Source organism: Janthinobacterium pasteuri (assembly GCF_051380775.1).
GTDB lineage: Bacteria > Pseudomonadota > Gammaproteobacteria > Burkholderiales > Burkholderiaceae_D > Janthinobacterium.
Genome location: NZ_JBNYXS010000040.1, coordinates 1 through 15524 on the forward strand (window position 1 = coordinate 1; position 15524 = coordinate 15524).

Genomic DNA, 15524 nt, shown 5'->3' on the forward strand with positions numbered 1-15524 from the left:
TTCCACTGGGCTGGCTGCATGGAAGACTCCCGTTTGTCTGCTATGTACCGTCAGACAGCAGGGCCCCAGGAAAATTCTCGGAATTCCCCTACTTATCGGGGACAGAGCCTTTTTTTTCGTCTTTATTTGTGAATAGTTGCCAGTTTTTCCTTGTGGAAATATCTTCACCGCTTACTCTGCAGTGGTTGCATTCCTTTCTTGCCGTTGATCCCATGTTGAAACTGATTTCGCTGTTGAGTTTGCTTAGTGCCGCGCCCGCCATGGCGCATGCTCAGCTCACCGATCTGGAAAGCCGCTGGCTGCAGGCGGGCCAGCCCGTCATCGCGTTTGCGCGCGCGCAAGGCTTGCCCATCGATATCATCGTGCAACCGCAGGATGCGCCCGATGCCGTGCCGCTGGCGCTGGGCTACGAAGCGGGGCGCTGCAAGCTGGTGCTGTCCTTGCGCGGCAATGCGCAGGCGGACAGTGTCTTGCAAGATGTACTGCCCGCGCGTCAAGGCATGATGATCGAAGCGATGACGGCGCATGAAATCGGCCATTGCCAGCGCTATGCACAGGGCGACTGGCACGCCTTGCCACGCGGCTTAGGCGAGCCGCTCGGCACGCAGCGGGGCAAGCTGACACCGCTGGCGCAGGAGCTGCGAGAAACGCGTCGCGAAGAGGCCTATGCGGATCTGGTGGCCCTGGCCTGGATGCATGGACGCTACCCCGGGCAATACCCAGATGTGCTGGCCTGGATGCGGGGCGTGCGCGCCGGCGGCGATAGCGCGGGAGGTTCCCACACCACGCAGGCATGGCTGGCGCTGGCGGATGGCGAAGGCGCATTTGCTGGGGGCGCTTCACCATTTGAACAGGCGCAAGTATTATGGCGAAAGGGCTTGAGCGGCGACAAATAAACGCTGATTTTTACGCAGATGGCCTGTCAGCGTGTGCTGTCGCACGGAGCTTTGCATACGGCAGGGGTCTAATCTGGGCATCAACTAACCAGAGAGGAACCACCATGAACAAAATGATCGCACTCATGCTGGCCGCCAGTGCCAGCACCCTGCTTGCCGCCACGCCCGCGTATGCGCAGGATGCCTCGTACAAGAGTTTGACGGACAAGGCAACGGCCGACTACAAACAGGCCAAGGCTGCCTGCGATGCCCACAGCGGCAACGCGAAAAAAGTCTGCGTGGAAGAAGCCAGGGTGGCGCGCACCAGGGCCGATTCGGACGCCGTGGCCCAGTACCGCAACACGCCGCGCGAACTGGGCAAGGCCCGCAAGGATGTCGCCAATGCCGAGTATGACCTGGCCAAGGCCCAATGCGGCGATCGCTCGGGCGCCGACAAGACCACGTGCATGAACGATGCCAAGGCGGCGAAAACGGCCGCGCTGGCTGACGCCAACATGGGCGCCAGAGCCGGCACCAACGTGGCGCAAAATCCGCCTGCCACCAGGAAGGAAAATTGCGATGCCATGGATGCAACGGCCAAGGCCGCCTGCGTGACGCGCAATGCGGCCAGCAGCACCAAGGTGGCAGTGGAAGACTCCGTCATCACCACCAAGATCAAGGCAGACCTCGTCAAGGACAATGACTTGAAAGCGCTGGACGTGCACGTGGAAACGATGAATGGCGTCGTCATGCTCAGCGGTTTCGTGCCGACACAGGCGCAAGTGAAAAAAGCCGCTGACCTGGCCCGTGGCGTGGAAGGCGTGACGGATGTGAAGAATGGCTTGAAGGTGAAGTAATGTATGGGCTCAGACCCGCCGGGTCTGACCCCATTTCACAAGCTTGAAGTGACGACTGGAGCCGCACACACCGCTGCCCAGCCTACATGAAAAAGCCAGGCCCGCATGAGCGGAGCCTGGCTTTTCAAGCAGCGTACAGCAGGATTATTTTAAGTACTTAGCCAGCCAGCCCTCGACTTCGCTATAGAAGAAACGGCTGTTTTCGCCCTTCAAGATCCAGTGGTTTTCATCCGGGAACACGAGCAATTTCGCCGGCACGTTCAGGCGCTGTTGCACGGCAAAGTTCATCAAGGCATTGTTGGCAGGCACGCGGTAGTCGAGCTCGCCCACGGTGATCAGGATCGGCGTCGTGAAACCCGTGCCTTTTTCATGGTTGCCCGCTTGCATGACCGGGCTTTGGTCGCGCCACACGGGCAAGTTCGACCAGACGGGGCCGCCTGCATTCGTTTCACGGCCGAAACCGCCATCGCTGGTTCCCCACTGCATGATCAAGTCCATTTCGCCCGCGTGCGAGACGATGGCCTTGTAGCGCGTGGTGGTCGCTTGCAGCCAGTTGGCCAGGTGGCCGCCATAGCTGGCGCCGCCGGCGGCCAGCTTCGTGCCGTCGATGAAGGCATATTTCTTGATGGCTTCATCGACGCCCTGATTGACTTCATCACCCGGGCCCTTCAAGGGGTCGAATTGAATCGAGCGCGAGAATTCCTCGCCATAGCCGGTGGATCCCTTGTAGTCGGTCAGCAAGACAACGTAGCCCGGCTTGGCCAGCAAGTGATAGTTCCAGCGCAGCACGAACTGGTCGCGCCACATGCTGGCCGCGCCGCCGTGGATGACGGTAAACAGCGGGTATTTCTTGTTCGGATCGAAATTGGCCGGCTTGATGAGCATATTGTGGATCTGGCGGCCGTCGGCCGTGGTGAACCAGAAGTGCTCGGGCGCCTGCCAGTCGATTTTACTTGCCTTGTCCGTGTTGAAGGCCGTCAAGCGCTTCGGCTGCTTGCCGTTGAAGGCATAGATTTCCGGTGGGTTGATGGACGACTCCCACACGCCCACCAGGGCTTTGCCGCCGCTGCTCAGCGAATTGATGCTGCCCGTCGGCAAGGATGGCTCCTCGCGCACGTCACCACCCCTGGCGTCGATCGAGTACAGCTTTTCCAGGCCCGCATGTTCATAGCTGAAGATGACGCGCTTGCCGCCCTCGGGCAGCACGAAGCGGGAAATCGAACGGTCCAGCTTGGCCGTCAGGATGGTCGGCGCAGGGTTGCTCATCGGCCAGGCGAAGCTGGCCAGGCGCTTCACGTCATACACCTTGCCCGGCGTTTGCGCATCGCTCAAGGCAAACAGGGTCTTGCCGTCGGCCGCAAATTTCAAGGAACCGTAGCTATGTTTGTCCTGCGTCAAACGCTGTGCTTCGCCGCCCGCCACGGGCAGCAGATACAGTTGCGAGACCACGGCTTCGCGCTGCGCCGCGTCGTGGTTGGTGGCCGCGTTGAAGACGACGGCCTTGCCATCCGGCGTCCAGACGGCGTCCAGCGATTGTCCCTCGTCGCCCTGGCCGCCGCCAAAGCCCGGCAGGGTGACCAGTTGCGTGCCAGACAGGATGTCGCGCGCTGTGTTTTCACCTCGGGCAGCAGCGTCGGCGTCGACGATGAACAGCCGTACTTGCTTGTCGGTCAGCCATTTGTCGAAATAGCGGGGCGCCGTCGTTTCATACGAGCGGGCGCTGACTTTGCGTTCCTTGCGCTCTTTCGCGCTTTGCTTGACGTCGGCCTCCGTCTTGTTGCCTGGATAGATGTCGCTGATGAGCAGCAGTTGCTTGCCATCCGGACTCCATTTCGGCATGCGCGCGCCCAGGGTGAGCGAGGTCAGGCGCTGTGCTTCGCCGCCTGCGGCCACGTCGAGGCGGTAAATCTGTCCCGCTTCATCGCCGTCGCGCTTGGCGACAAACACCAGCTGGCGGCTGTCCGGCGACCAGGTCACGGCGCTTTCGCCGCCTTTGGAATAGGTCAGCCGGCGCGCGGGGCTGTCGTCAAGCAGCGACTTGATCCACAGGTCCGACCATTGCTCTTGGCTGGAGTAGGCGCTGTCGACGACGGAAAACACAGCCCACTTTCCATCCGGGCTGGCGACGGGCGCACCCACGCGTTTCATCAGCCATACGTCTTCATGCGTGATGGCGTGTCTGGCTTGCGTTTGCGTGGCGGCAACGGGTATGGCCGTCGTGGTAGCGGCGGCGTGGACGGTCATTGCCAGCGAGGCGCAGACTGCTGCGATCAGCAGGGAGCCGAGGGAACGGCGAAGACGGGGTAAGGTCATGGGCGTGGTCCGGAGTAGTGAAAAAAGTACAGCGGGCAACATTATTGCCCATGGCTTCCTGCACTGCCAAGGCTGAGTACCGTAACTTACCCGGCGCGATGAGCGTGTATCGGGCGGGCGCAGCCTGGCAGATCAGTTAAACTTGCCGCTTTACTCACGCTGGCGCTGCTTGAACATGAAAACTTGTCTATCCTTATTGAAAACGCTATTGCTGGGTACCGGCGCGCTGCTTGCCAGCCCGGGTTTTGCTGCTGCCGCCGCACCGTACCCGAATACCAGCGCCATGGGCGTGGGCCAGGCGGAAAGCACGGCCTGGTATGCGGGCTGTCTGAAGGTCAAGGATGCGGCGGCGCCGCCCGCCGACTTGCCGGCGCCGTCCGCCGTGGCGTCCATGCAGCAATGCCAGGCGATGGACCTGTATTACGATACCAAGAGTATGTCCTCGCCCAAGCCGGCCGACTGGCGTCCCGCGCGTCATTGCGCGATGGCCACGCAGAACAGCGCCGTCTTGATGATGCTGTACCAGAATGGACAGGGCGTGCAGAAGGACCCGTTGCTGGCGCTGAAGTATGCGTGCAGCATCGATGCGGCGCCCGCCGAGATGCGGGGGCGCATCGAACACTTGCAGCAGATCAATGCCAGCGGGCGCGGCATGATCGACTTGTGCGACGACATCACCAGCGGCTACATGATGGGCGTGTGCAGCGCCATCGATGCGCGGCAAAAGCAGCGCGTGCGCGCGCAGGCGACAGGCAAGGTCAGCGAAAGCATGCCGGCCGTGGCGCAAGCCTCGCTGCAAAAGTTGCAGGCGGCGGCAAGCAAGTTTGCCGATGCGCGCGCCGCTAATGAAACGGACTTGAGCGGTACGGCGCGCGCCGCCCTGAGCATCGCCGCCCGTACGGCCGAACTCGATCTGCTGGCGAAGGACTTGCGCGAGTACGAAGCGGGCAAGTTGCCGGCAAATATGTCGAAGGCGCAAGTGGCGGCGCTCGACAAGGAACTCAACCTTATCTACGGCAAGCTGATGAAAAAGCCGGCGGAAACCTATGCGGGTGCCGTGGGCAAGGATGGCATCCGCGCCACCCAGCGCCTGTGGCTGGCATACCGCGATGCCTGGATGAATTTCGGCGCCGTGCGCTATCCCGCCGTCACCAGCGAGACCTGGGCGGGCCTGCTGACGGCGCGGCGCAATGCCCAGTTACAAGATTTGCTGGGGAATTAAGCCATGCGTGAAGCGTATTACCACGAAGACGATTTTTGCATGATCGAATTGCTGCCGCTGGATAATTTTCAGCACTGTTTGACGCAGATGGGCGAGCAGCAGGCGTTCGCCGATGCGCACCGCAGCGGCGCCGGCTGGACGCAGATGTACGTGCCCGAGGCGCCACCGTCGCCACTGTCCGCATTGGGTATCACGGCCGGGCAGCTGCGCCTGGCGCTGGCCGACACCATGCCACCGTACGACGCCGTGTATACGGGCTACAGCAGTTACCGCGTGGAATGCAAGAATGTGCTGGCCTTTGGCGGCGACAAGACGGAGACCTTGTTTGCCGGCCTGGACGACAAGGGCATCGTGGTGGATTTGTGGTGCAGCGATGGCATGTCGCAATTGTTGCTGCTGCCCTTGAAAGAGCAGCTGTTGCTGGCCGACTGGGGGGCGGGCTTTGTCTGCCCGCTTTCGGATGGAGAATTGCTGGCGCGTTATCTGCAGGAATACGAACTCGATTAGCGTTTATTCGCAGGCGATGGCATTCGGTTGCGCCACCTTGACGACCGACGCCAGGCGCGCCATGTCGTTGCCATCGCCTTGCTCGACATACGGTTGGTAGGTGTCGATGACGATGCGCGCGCGGGCTTGCCAGCCGCAATTGTCGGCCTCGCGCGCGGGCATGCGCAGCAGCCGGCGCGCCTCGGCGTCGTTGGAAAAGCAGAACCACGCAGCGTGCGTCGCTGCCGGACGGGGCAAGCGGCCCCATTGCGCCTTGTCCGGCGCGAAGCAGACGCGGTTGCCGATAATCTCCAGGCTCATCTCGTCCGTGCGCGCGCTGTACTGGCCGTCGAGCACGATGGGCGGCTGACCTTGTGCTTGCCCTTGCGCGGACAGGCAGGCGCTGGCCAGGAGGAGGGCGGCGGCAAGTTTCATGCATTTCTCTTTCAGGGCTGGCAAGACGAAGAACCAGTATAACCGTGGATGGGCTGAAACGAAAAAAGCCCATCCGTGAGGATGGGCTTTTTAGTACTGCGCATTCGTGGTAGGCCGTGCGGGATTCGAACCTGCGACCAACGGATTAAAAGTCCGCTGCTCTACCAGCTGAGCTAACGACCCGAAAGAGGCCGCATTATATATCAGTTGAAAAAGAATGCAAAGCATTCCTGCGAGAAAGTGATGGCCTGCTAATGCAAGGCTGCCGTGATCTTCAGCACTTCGTCGATGCTGGTCGTGCCATCGATGATCTTGCGCGCGCCGGCGATGCGCAGTGGTGTCATGCCGTCGAGGATGCTCTGGCGGCGCAGCACGTGCAGGTCGGCGCCCGCCTTGACCAGCTGGCCAAACGTTTCCGTCACGCTCAGCAGTTCATAAATACCGGCACGTCCCAGGTAGCCGCTGTGCCGGCACTGGGTGCAGCCGACCGGGCGGTACGTGACCTGGGGCCGTTCCAGCTGGCCGCCTGTCAAGCGCTGCCATGCGGCGCCGTCCGGGGCCGTGTCCAGCTGCTTGCAGCCCGGGCACAGGCAGCGCAGCAGGCGCTGCGCCAGTACGCCGATCAGGCACGCTTCCAGCAGATAGGCGGGCAAGCCCAGTTCCAGCAGGCGCATGACGGCCGAGGGCGCGTCGTTGGTATGCAGGGTCGACAGCACCAGATGGCCCGTCAGCGCCGCCTGCATGGCCATTTCGGCCGTGGCCAGGTCGCGGATTTCTCCCACCATGATGATGTCGGGATCTTGCCGCATCAGCGCCCGCACGCCATCGGCAAACGACAGTTCGATGCCGGCCTGGGTTTGCACCTGCATCTGGTTGAAGGCCGGTTCGACCATTTCAATGGGATCTTCCACCGTGCATACATTGACTTCGCTGCCAGCCAGCGCCTTCAGGGTGCTGTACAGGGTGCTGGTCTTGCCTGAACCGGTGGGACCGGTTACCAGCACGATGCCGTGCGTGCGCGCCGTCAGCTGGCGCCAGCGTTCGGCGTCGGCGGGCGGAAAACCAAGCTCGGCCAGGCCTTTGATGGCGATTTCCGGGTCGAAGATGCGCATCACGAGCTTTTCGCCGAAGGCCGTGGGCAAGGTGGACAGGCGCAGCTCGATTTCCTGGCCCTGCGCATTGCGCGTCTTGATGCGGCCATCCTGGGGGCGGCGCTTTTCCACCACGTCCATACGCCCGAGCAACTTGATGCGCGCGGTCATGGCCAGCAGCACCACGGGCGGCAATTGATAGGCCTGGTGCAGGCGGCCGTCGATGCGCAGGCGCACGAGGCCCGCGTCGCGCTTCGGTTCCAGGTGGATGTCGGACGCGCGCTGGGCAAACGCGTATTGCCACAGCCAGTCGACGATGCGCACCACGTGCTGGTCGTTGGCGTCGAGGTTGGTCTTGTTGCGTCCCAGTTCCACCAGCTGTTCGACATTGTGGCGCAGCGCCAGGTCTTGCGTGGACGCTTGCCGTGCCACCTTGACGGAACTGGCCAGGCTGAAAAATTGCGCGATGGCGTCGGCGATGTGCAGCGGATTGGCGATGACCAGGCTCAGCTTGCGTGGCGCCAGGTTCCCCAGCTGCGCCTGCCAGGCGAGTGCGTAGGGCTGGGCGGTGGCGATGACGATGCGCTCAAGCGTGGTTTCCACGGGCAGGATGTTGAAGCGGGCCGCATAGCCGGCCGTCATGACGTCGGCCACCGGGCTGAAATCGATGTGCAAGGGATCGATGCGCATGTACGGCAGGCTAGCCCGTTGCGCCAGCCATGCGCACAGGGTGTCGAGCGTCAGCGCGCCATGAGCGATGTTGCACAGCGGATGCAAGGCCGGCACCGGCAGCAGAGCGGCCTGGGCGACGATGGCGGTCGCTTGTGCCGCGTCGAGCAAGCCGTCCTCCTGCAGCCAGGCCAGCAGTTGCGGTAGTTGCAGCAGCGTGTTGGAAGGAGGGGAAGCGGGCATGGCCGGTGCCTTTCAGGGCTGCCGGCCTTGCGTGGGTGTGCCGGCGCTTACAGGGTGCTGACGATGCCCTTGACCCAGGTCTTGGCGGGCAGCTTGGTCTCGGCAACGATCTGCCTGGCCCGTTCCAGCAGGGCCGCTTGCGCTTCGGTATCGAGTGCTACTTTCGTCTTGAAAGCGATCGCCACCACGTTCCCATCATGGACTTCCGGCAGGCAGATCACCTGTGCAAACGCAAACTTCATCGCCTTGATGTTCTTCGCGTAGCTGGGGTGGTCGCCAAACAGGTTGACCGTCATGATGCCGTGCGGCGCCAGACAGGCGCAGCAGGCGGAATAAAAATCCGCGCTGTCGAGCACGGGACCGCGCGCCGTGGCGTCGTACAGGTCCACCTGCAGGGCGTCCAGGGTGCCGTGGTTGGCCTCGTCGTTGACGTAGTCGAGCGCATCCATCTCGCGCACGTGCAGGCGCTCGTCGTTGGGCGGCAGCTTGAACATCGAGGCGCAGATGGTGATCACGGAAGGATTCAGTTCGATGGCTTCCACTTGCGCCTGAGGGAACTGGCGGTAGCAGAACTTGGTCAGCGACGCCGTACCCAGGCCTAGTTGGGCGAGGCGCTGCGGTTGCTCGATCCACAGCATCCACGCCATCATCTGCTGCGCGTATTCGAGCTCCGGCCAGTCCGGCTTGCGGATGCGCATGGCGCCCTGCACCCACTCCGTGCCGAAATGCAAATAGCGCACGCCATCCATTTCGGACAGGGTGACAGGGGCATAGCGGGGCTTGCGCGCGGGGCGCGAGGATTCGACTTGTTCGATGGATTTTCGTTTGATAAGCATAAGGCGGCCTGAAAGTGTGCCGCATTATAGCCCGTGCCGGGGTGCCATAAAAAATGCCGGCCCCATGAGAACGACATGGGTCCGGCATTTTAATACTCAGTAACAACGCCTGACAGAAGCGACGCGCAGCAGCTTATGTCAAGCCTTACTGCTGTGCGGGCTCGATCGACACGCGCAAGCGGATCCGTTCGCCCGGATCATAGGACATGATGCTCGTGTAGTTGCGGCCGCGGTAGTCGTAGGTGACTTGGTAGCCATTGTTGCGCGATTCCCAGTGGTCGACCTGGCGGCATTGCTTGACGGCTTGTTCCTGCACTCCGCCCTGATAGTTGTTCTGGTTGTCGACGCGGTCACCGACGACGGCGCCAGCAATCGCGCCAGCGGCAGCGGCGGCCGTGCGGCCATTGCCGCCACCGACCTGGCTACCGAGCAGGGCGCCGGCGATACCGCCGACGATGGAGCCGCCAGCGCTGCGCTGCTGCGGCGGTGCCTGTACTTGCACGTATTCCGTACGGCATTCCTGGCGTGGACGATTGATCTGTTCCACTTGTGGCACGACGCGCACGACCTTGCCGAAATCTTCAAAGTCGGCAGCCTGGGCGAGTGGCAATGCGCCGATACAAAGGGCTGACATCATCAATTTGGCTTGCAAGTTCATTTGTAACCTCATTATGTAGAGAATCTTTCAGGGTATTTTTTACAACTTGGGACTATAGTAATCCCGCCAGCCCGAGGCAAGTGTTTCGCATGGCAACAAAATGTAACAGCCCAAGCCCCTTGCCCCACAGTCTGTAACATGCACTTTCAATCGATACAAGATGTTGAAGTGACTTGAAACCAGCGGTTTGTAACAAATCTTGCGTTTGACATCACATTCGGGTTGATTCATACAGGACAACACGTTACCCTAATACGCGTATGGCTTATATAAAATCGCACTGAATCGCATAAAAGTTGATACAGATCGAATCACCGCGTGCGCATTGACCCGCGTGCGGGGATGCAATAAGAAGAGCAAATAGAACAAATCCATACATAACAGGTCGATTTGAGGGAAAAATGAGTTTGTTACTAACCGTGCCGCCCAACCTTGTCCAGTCCATCCGTGCCTTTCGCGTGACCGAATTACAAGACGAGGCGATCCGTCTCGGGCAGCACTTTTTATATGCGCATTGCAACGCTGGACAGACCAAACAACAAGTTATCGGCATTATTGCAGAAGCATTCCTGTTTCCGAAAAACCTGGCGAAGAATTTCGATGCCCTGCGTCTGTGCCTGACGGATACCATGCACAAGGCCGGCACCCAAACGGGCTTCCTCGTGGTGCTGGAGCAATTGCCAAATACGCAAAAATTCGACAAGGAAGCGCGCGAGATCCTGCTCGACGTGTTCCGCGACTCGGCCGACTACTGGGCAGAGAAGAAAGTGCCGTTCCGCGTCTTCTATTCGTTCGAGTAAATACTTACTCTTGCCCTGGCGCCGTAAAACCGGCCTCTCGTGCAGATGATAATCGGCATTGCCGGGTGGCTGCGGCGCGCCAGCGCCTATGTTGCGCCGCAACAATAATGCCGGCCTTTCTAGATTCGCATCGCCATAGCGGGTACAATGCGCGCTATGAAAAATATCGTTATCCTCATTTCCGGACGCGGCAGCAACATGGAAGCGGTCGTACGCGCGGCGCAAGCCGAGCAATGGCCAGCCCGGATTGCCGCCGTCATCAGTAACCGGGCCGATGCTCAGGGATTGATTTTTGCCGCGGAACATGGGATAGCGACGGCAGTTGTTGGCCACAAGGATTATGCCAGCCGCGAACAGTTTGATGCGGCGCTGCAAGCCGTGATCGATGGCTTTGCCCCCGACCTGGTCGTGCTGGCCGGTTTCATGCGTATCCTGACGCCGCCCTTCGTCGAGCATTACGCGGGGCGCATGCTCAACATCCACCCGTCACTGCTGCCGCTGTTCCCGGGCGTGGCGACGCACCGCCAGGCGCTCGAGGCGGGCGTGACGGAACACGGCGCGACCGTGCATTTCGTGACTGCCGAGCTCGATCATGGGCCGGCCGTGGCGAGCGCCAAAGTGCCCGTCTTGCCCGGCGACACAGAAGACAGCTTATCGGCGCGCGTGCTGGTACAGGAACATCTGCTTTACCCGCGCGCCATCCGCCTGTTCATTGACGATAAACTGTCAGCCGAGCATGGCCAGGTCCGCGTGGACCCTCAATAAAATATTACAGGAAGAATAACAATGAGATTGCCACCAGCGATACTTGCCAATGCTGAAGAAGTATTGCGCGAAATTTTACGTTTCACGGCCCCGGCCGATACCACCCTGTCGCGCTATTTCCGCGACCATCCGCGCCTCGGTTCGCGCGAACGCGGCGCCATCGCCGAAGGCATTTATGCCGTGCTGCGCAACAAATCGTTCTTCACGGACTTCGCCGAAGCGGGCAGTGGCCCGACCATGCGCCGCCTGACCATTCTCGGCCTTGCCGAAGCCGTCGGGGCGGACTCCCTGGGCGGCTTGACGGAAGAAGAAGTCGAATGGCTGGAACGCATCACGCAAATCGACCGCAGCCTGATGCCGTCGAACATGCGCGCCAACATGCCGACCTGGCTGTTCGGCAAGCTGATCGCCCAGTTCGGCGAAGCGGAAACCATGAAGCTGGCCGATGCGCTGAACGCGCCGGCGCCGCTGGACTTGCGCGTCAATTCGCTCAAGGCCACGCGTGAGGACGTGATGCTGGCCCTGGCCGAAGCACCGATCCTCAGCACGCCGACGCCCTATGCGCCGCTGGGTTTGCGCGTGATCAAGAAGCCTTCGCTGCAAAACATGCCGTTGTTCCAGAGCGGCGCCATCGAAGTGCAAGATGAAGGCAGCCAGATCCTGTCGCAGATCGTCGGCGCCAAGCGCGGCGAGATGGTGGTCGATTTCTGTGCCGGCGCGGGTGGCAAGACCCTGGCGCTCGGCGCGCTGATGCGCAACACGGGCCGTTTGTATGCGTTTGACGTGTCGGAAAAGCGTTTGGCCAAGCTGAAGCCGCGCATGGCCCGCAGCGGCCTGTCGAACGTGCATCCGGTGCAGATCGCGCATGAGCGCGATGCCAAGATCAAGCGCCTGGCCGGCAAGATCGACCGCGTGCTGGTCGATGCCCCGTGCAGCGGCCTGGGTACCCTGCGCCGCAATCCGGACGTGAAATGGCGCCAGCAGCCGAACTCCATCGTCGAGCTGCAAGCCAAGCAGGCAGCTATCCTGGCCGGCGCGGCGCGCCTGGTCAAGGGCGGCGGTCGTCTGGTGTACGCCACCTGCAGCTTCCTGAACGAAGAAAACGATTTTATCGCCGAGCAATTCCTGGCCGCGCATCCGGACTTCACCCTGGTGCCGATGAACAAGGTGCTGGCCGAACAGAAGATCGAGCTGGAAATGGGCGATTACCTGAAATTGTTGCCGCACCTGCACCAGACCGACGGCTTCTTCGCCGCCGTGTTCGAGCGCAAGATCATGCCGAAAAAAGTCTACGCCGATGAGAAACCGGCCGACGACGTTGACGCTGAACAAACCGAGTAAGTTAGTCACGGGCCGCCGCTGCACCCTGCAGTGGCCGCTTTCAATGCCGCCAGCCCGCCTGGCGGCATGGGCACACCGCCCATCCGTCCCACCTTCCAGCCCCCATCTGCCATGAACGAAACCCCGCTGCTCAACCTGATCACTGATTTTGTCAATGATTTCCGTCAACCAGCCATCCTGTGGCAGGCGCTGGTCATCGTCGCTTGCCTGGCCCTGAGCTGGTTGCTGGTGCGGCAGTTGCGCGAATTCCTGCACAAGCGGGCGGAAGCGGCCGTTGTCCCGGCTACGCCGGAAACCCTGCAGCGCACGGACAGTTTCATCCGCATCCTGACGCCCGTGCTGGCGGCCATGCTGCTGGGCATTGCGCAACACTTCCTGCTCAAGTTCCAGTCGGTGAATCTGCTCAGTATTGCCATCCCCCTGTGTACCTCGATGGCGCTGGTGCGCTTCGGTTTTTATGTGCTGCGCCGCATTTTTGCCCGCCATGGCGACATCAGCCCCACCATGTTGCTGCTGGAAAAGATTTTCACGGTCGTGGTGTGGGCCGGTATGGCCCTGTATATCACGGGCCTGTGGCCGGAACTGCATGAGTTCCTGGAAAGTATCGTCGTGCCGCTGGGACGCAACAAGGTCTCCGTTGCTGCCATCTTGCAAGCCGCTATTTCGGTGGCCGTGCTGCTGGTGCTGGCCATGTGGGCCGGCACCTCGCTCGACGAGCGCCTGATGAAAATGCAGGGTCTGCATACCTCTTTGCGCGTGGTGCTGTCGCGCATGGGGCGCGCCGTGCTGATCCTCGTCTCCGTGCTGGTCAGCCTGTCGCTGGTGGGTATCGACCTGACCGTGCTGTCCGTGTTTGGCGGCGCCTTTGGCGTGGCGCTGGGCTTCGGCTTGCAAAAGATCGCCGCGAACTTCGTCTCCGGCTTCATCATCCTGCTCGACCGCAGCCTCACCATCGGCGACATGATCACTGTCGGCCAGTTCACGGGCAAAGTCACGCAAATCAATACGCGCTATACTGTGTTATTGGGTGGCGATGGCGTTGAATCCATCGTGCCAAATGAAATGCTGATTTCCGGTGGCGTGCAGAACATGTCGCTGAGTAATCGCATGGTCTGGCTGTCGACGGCAGTGTCAGTAGGCTATGAGACGGATCTCGATGTCATCTTCCCCCTGCTGGAAGCGGCGACGGCCAAGGTGCCGCGCGTGTCGCAAAGTAATCCGCCATCGGCCACTCTTGTGCGTTTCGGCGCCGACGGCCTCGATGTGCAGATCGGCTTCTGGATCGCAGACCCGGAAAACGGCACGGGCGGCGTGAAGTCGAATGTGAACCGCGCCATCTGGCGCACCTTGCAGGAACATAAGGTCACTGTACCGTTTCCGCAACGCGAATTGCGTATTGTTGGTACGCCTCCTGTCCCGCTCGCGGGCGCGGCAGAGGGTGAGTCCGCGCCATCCGGCACCCAGCCTTAACCTCGCTGCCTGCCTCCGATTTTGCCTGATAGCACCCATTAGGGCGTACAATTACGCCTAAAATTAACACTGCCGGACTTCCAGAGTCACTGGAGCGACCGTGCGCATGCCTGTCCACTTGGAGTAGTAGTAATGACATTGAGTTCCGTTTTACACGACGTTTTGCAGTTTATGGCAACTGGCATTACCGATCTGTCCGCATGGCAAGTTTTCCTGTACACCATGGTGGTCACGCACATCACGATCGCCAGCGTCACGATTTACCTGCACCGCCACCAGGCCCACCGGGCGCTGGAATTGCACGCCATTCCCAGCCATTTCTTCCGTTTCTGGCTGTGGCTGACGACGGGCCAGGTCACCAAGGAATGGGCGGCCATCCACCGCAAGCACCACGCCAAGTGCGATACGGAAGAAGATCCGCACAGCCCCGTCATGCGCGGCATCAAGAAAGTGTTCTGGGAAGGCGCCGAGCTGTATCGTGCCGAATCGAAGAACATGGAAACCATGGCCAAGTACGGCCACGGCACGCCGACGGACTGGATCGAACGCAATCTGTACACCAAATATAGCTGGCTGGGCGTGGTGTCGCTGTTCGTCATCAATTTCGTGTTGTTCGGCGTGATCGGCATTTCCGTGTGGGCCGTGCAAATGATGTGGATCCCGATCACGGCAGCCGGCATCATCAATGGCATCGGCCACTACTGGGGTTACCGCAACTACGATTGCGCCGACGCAGCCACCAACATCATTCCGTTCGGCATCCTGATCGGCGGCGAAGAGTTGCACAACAATCACCATACGTATGCGACGTCGGCCAAGCTGTCGTCGAAATGGTATGAAATCGATATTGGCTGGGCGTATATCCGCGCGCTGGAAATGCTGGGCCTGGCCAAGGTGAAAAAGCTGGCGCCAGAACCGAAGTTCTCGCACGGCAAGCTGGAAGCGGACTTCGAGACCTTGCAATCGGTCATCGCCAATCGCTACGACGTGATGGCAAAGTATGCGAAATCGATCAAGCATGCCTGGAAGGAAGAGCTGGAACACCTGAAGCACAAGGCGGAACTGGAAAAGCGTTTCCTCAAGTCGTCGCGCAAGTTGATGCAGCGCGAGCCGGGCAAGCTGGCCGATGCGCATCACGAGCAATTGTCGGAATTGTTCCAGCACAGCAAGGCACTGGAAACCATGCACCACATGCGCGTGGAACTGGGCGCCATCTGGGAGCGTTCCCACTTTACGCGCGAGCAATTGCTGCAGAAGCTGCAAGACTGGTGCACACGCGCCGAAGCGTCGGGCATCCAGTCGCTGCAGGATTTCTCGTTGCGCCTGCGCAGCTACGCATAAGTAAGCTGCTGCATATCAAGGCCCTGGATTCCGGGGCCTTTTTTTCGTCCCGACAAAAGGGGCGGGCAGTCGGCTGAAAATCAGGACGAAAAAAAACCGCTCATCGGAGCGGCTCTTTTTAC

Annotated in this window: 14 protein-coding genes and 1 tRNA gene; 9 read left to right on the forward strand and 6 right to left on the reverse strand. The window is 60.8% G+C overall.

Annotation, left to right across the window (positions count from 1 at the left end):
* Positions 1–212 precede the first annotated feature (212 nt).
* Both ACQ4WN_RS25315 and ACQ4WN_RS25320 read left to right on the forward strand, forming a co-directional pair.
* Positions 213–896 (forward strand): hypothetical protein, encoded by a 684-nt coding sequence (locus tag ACQ4WN_RS25315; RefSeq protein WP_436553993.1) that lies wholly within the window; start codon positions 213–215, stop codon positions 894–896.
* Positions 897–1000: 104 nt separating this feature from the next.
* Positions 1001–1732 (forward strand): BON domain-containing protein, encoded by a 732-nt coding sequence (locus ACQ4WN_RS25320; RefSeq protein ID WP_436553994.1) that lies wholly within the window; start codon positions 1001–1003, stop codon positions 1730–1732.
* Positions 1733–1876: 144 nt separating this feature from the next.
* Here the strand turns inward: ACQ4WN_RS25320 and ACQ4WN_RS25325 are convergent, their stop codons facing one another.
* Positions 1877–4045, reverse strand: a complete 2169-nt coding sequence (locus tag ACQ4WN_RS25325) for a prolyl oligopeptidase family serine peptidase (RefSeq protein ID WP_436553995.1) — start codon at positions 4043–4045, stop codon at positions 1877–1879.
* A gap of 175 nt (positions 4046–4220) precedes the next feature.
* On the opposite strand from ACQ4WN_RS25325, the gene ACQ4WN_RS25330 reads away from it, so the two are divergent.
* Together ACQ4WN_RS25330 and ACQ4WN_RS25335 are read left to right on the forward strand one after the other, a co-directional pair.
* Entirely contained in the window at positions 4221–5267 is a 1047-nt protein-coding gene (locus tag ACQ4WN_RS25330) for a lysozyme inhibitor LprI family protein (RefSeq protein ID WP_436553996.1), read from the forward strand.
* A gap of 3 nt (positions 5268–5270) precedes the next feature.
* On the forward strand, positions 5271–5774 hold the full coding sequence (locus tag ACQ4WN_RS25335; protein ID WP_436553997.1) for a hypothetical protein: 504 nt from the start codon (positions 5271–5273) through the stop codon (positions 5772–5774).
* Positions 5775–5777: 3 nt separating this feature from the next.
* Here the strand turns inward: ACQ4WN_RS25335 and ACQ4WN_RS25340 are convergent, their stop codons facing one another.
* From ACQ4WN_RS25340 to ACQ4WN_RS25360, 5 genes are all read right to left on the reverse strand, one after another.
* Positions 5778–6188 (reverse strand): hypothetical protein, encoded by a 411-nt coding sequence (locus ACQ4WN_RS25340; protein WP_436553998.1) that lies wholly within the window; start codon positions 6186–6188, stop codon positions 5778–5780.
* Between the two features lie 107 nt (positions 6189–6295).
* Positions 6296–6371: transfer RNA gene (locus ACQ4WN_RS25345), tRNA-Lys, on the reverse strand.
* Positions 6372–6439: 68 nt separating this feature from the next.
* Positions 6440–8191, reverse strand: a complete 1752-nt coding sequence (locus tag ACQ4WN_RS25350; RefSeq protein ID WP_436553999.1) for a GspE/PulE family protein — start codon at positions 8189–8191, stop codon at positions 6440–6442.
* 47 nt (positions 8192–8238) lie between these two features.
* Entirely contained in the window at positions 8239–9027 is a 789-nt protein-coding gene (locus ACQ4WN_RS25355; protein ID WP_436554000.1) for a class I SAM-dependent methyltransferase, read from the reverse strand.
* A gap of 145 nt (positions 9028–9172) precedes the next feature.
* Entirely contained in the window at positions 9173–9685 is a 513-nt protein-coding gene (locus ACQ4WN_RS25360; protein WP_034747447.1) for a glycine zipper 2TM domain-containing protein, read from the reverse strand.
* Positions 9686–10086: 401 nt separating this feature from the next.
* Between ACQ4WN_RS25360 and ACQ4WN_RS25365 the strand changes: the two genes are divergently transcribed.
* The 5 genes from ACQ4WN_RS25365 to ACQ4WN_RS25385 all read left to right on the forward strand — a co-directional run bounded on the left by ACQ4WN_RS25365 (position 10087) and on the right by ACQ4WN_RS25385 (position 15402).
* Entirely contained in the window at positions 10087–10485 is a 399-nt protein-coding gene (locus ACQ4WN_RS25365; protein WP_436554001.1) for a barstar family protein, read from the forward strand.
* Between the two features lie 156 nt (positions 10486–10641).
* Positions 10642–11250 carry a phosphoribosylglycinamide formyltransferase gene (purN, locus tag ACQ4WN_RS25370; RefSeq protein ID WP_436554002.1) on the forward strand — a complete coding sequence of 203 codons (609 nt, stop codon included), beginning with the start codon at positions 10642–10644 and terminating at the stop codon, positions 11248–11250.
* A 21-nt stretch (positions 11251–11271) separates the two neighbouring features.
* Entirely contained in the window at positions 11272–12591 is a 1320-nt protein-coding gene (locus ACQ4WN_RS25375) for an RsmB/NOP family class I SAM-dependent RNA methyltransferase (RefSeq protein ID WP_436554003.1), read from the forward strand.
* A gap of 30 nt (positions 12592–12621) precedes the next feature.
* Positions 12622–14061: a mechanosensitive ion channel family protein gene (locus tag ACQ4WN_RS25380; RefSeq protein ID WP_436554004.1), complete on the forward strand. Its 1440-nt coding sequence runs from the start codon at positions 12622–12624 to the stop codon at positions 14059–14061.
* A 171-nt stretch (positions 14062–14232) separates the two neighbouring features.
* Complete coding sequence (locus ACQ4WN_RS25385; protein ID WP_436554005.1) at positions 14233–15402, forward strand: DesA family fatty acid desaturase; 1170 nt, start codon at positions 14233–14235, stop codon at positions 15400–15402.
* The last annotated feature ends 122 nt before the right edge of the window (positions 15403–15524 follow it).

Bases quoted from the DNA above. Each gene is read 5' to 3' on its own strand.
- ACQ4WN_RS25315 (WP_436553993.1), top strand. From the start codon at position 213: ATGTTGAAACTGATTTCGCTGTTGAGTTTGCTTAGTGCCGCGCCCGCC.
- ACQ4WN_RS25365 (WP_436554001.1), top strand. From the start codon at position 10,087: ATGAGTTTGTTACTAACCGTGCCGCCCAACCTTGTCCAGTCCATCCGT.
- ACQ4WN_RS25340 (WP_436553998.1), bottom strand. From the start codon at position 6,188: ATGAAACTTGCCGCCGCCCTCCTCCTGGCCAGCGCCTGCCTGTCCGCG.
- ACQ4WN_RS25335 (WP_436553997.1), top strand. From the start codon at position 5,271: ATGCGTGAAGCGTATTACCACGAAGACGATTTTTGCATGATCGAATTG.
- ACQ4WN_RS25330 (WP_436553996.1), top strand. From the start codon at position 4,221: ATGAAAACTTGTCTATCCTTATTGAAAACGCTATTGCTGGGTACCGGC.
- ACQ4WN_RS25320 (WP_436553994.1), top strand. From the start codon at position 1,001: ATGAACAAAATGATCGCACTCATGCTGGCCGCCAGTGCCAGCACCCTG.
- ACQ4WN_RS25385 (WP_436554005.1), top strand. From the start codon at position 14,233: ATGGCAACTGGCATTACCGATCTGTCCGCATGGCAAGTTTTCCTGTAC.
- ACQ4WN_RS25325 (WP_436553995.1), bottom strand. From the start codon at position 4,045: ATGACCTTACCCCGTCTTCGCCGTTCCCTCGGCTCCCTGCTGATCGCA.
- purN (WP_436554002.1), top strand. From the start codon at position 10,642: ATGAAAAATATCGTTATCCTCATTTCCGGACGCGGCAGCAACATGGAA.
- ACQ4WN_RS25355 (WP_436554000.1), bottom strand. From the start codon at position 9,027: ATGCTTATCAAACGAAAATCCATCGAACAAGTCGAATCCTCGCGCCCC.
- ACQ4WN_RS25350 (WP_436553999.1), bottom strand. From the start codon at position 8,191: ATGCCCGCTTCCCCTCCTTCCAACACGCTGCTGCAACTACCGCAACTG.
- ACQ4WN_RS25360 (WP_034747447.1), bottom strand. From the start codon at position 9,685: ATGAACTTGCAAGCCAAATTGATGATGTCAGCCCTTTGTATCGGCGCA.
- ACQ4WN_RS25375 (WP_436554003.1), top strand. From the start codon at position 11,272: ATGAGATTGCCACCAGCGATACTTGCCAATGCTGAAGAAGTATTGCGC.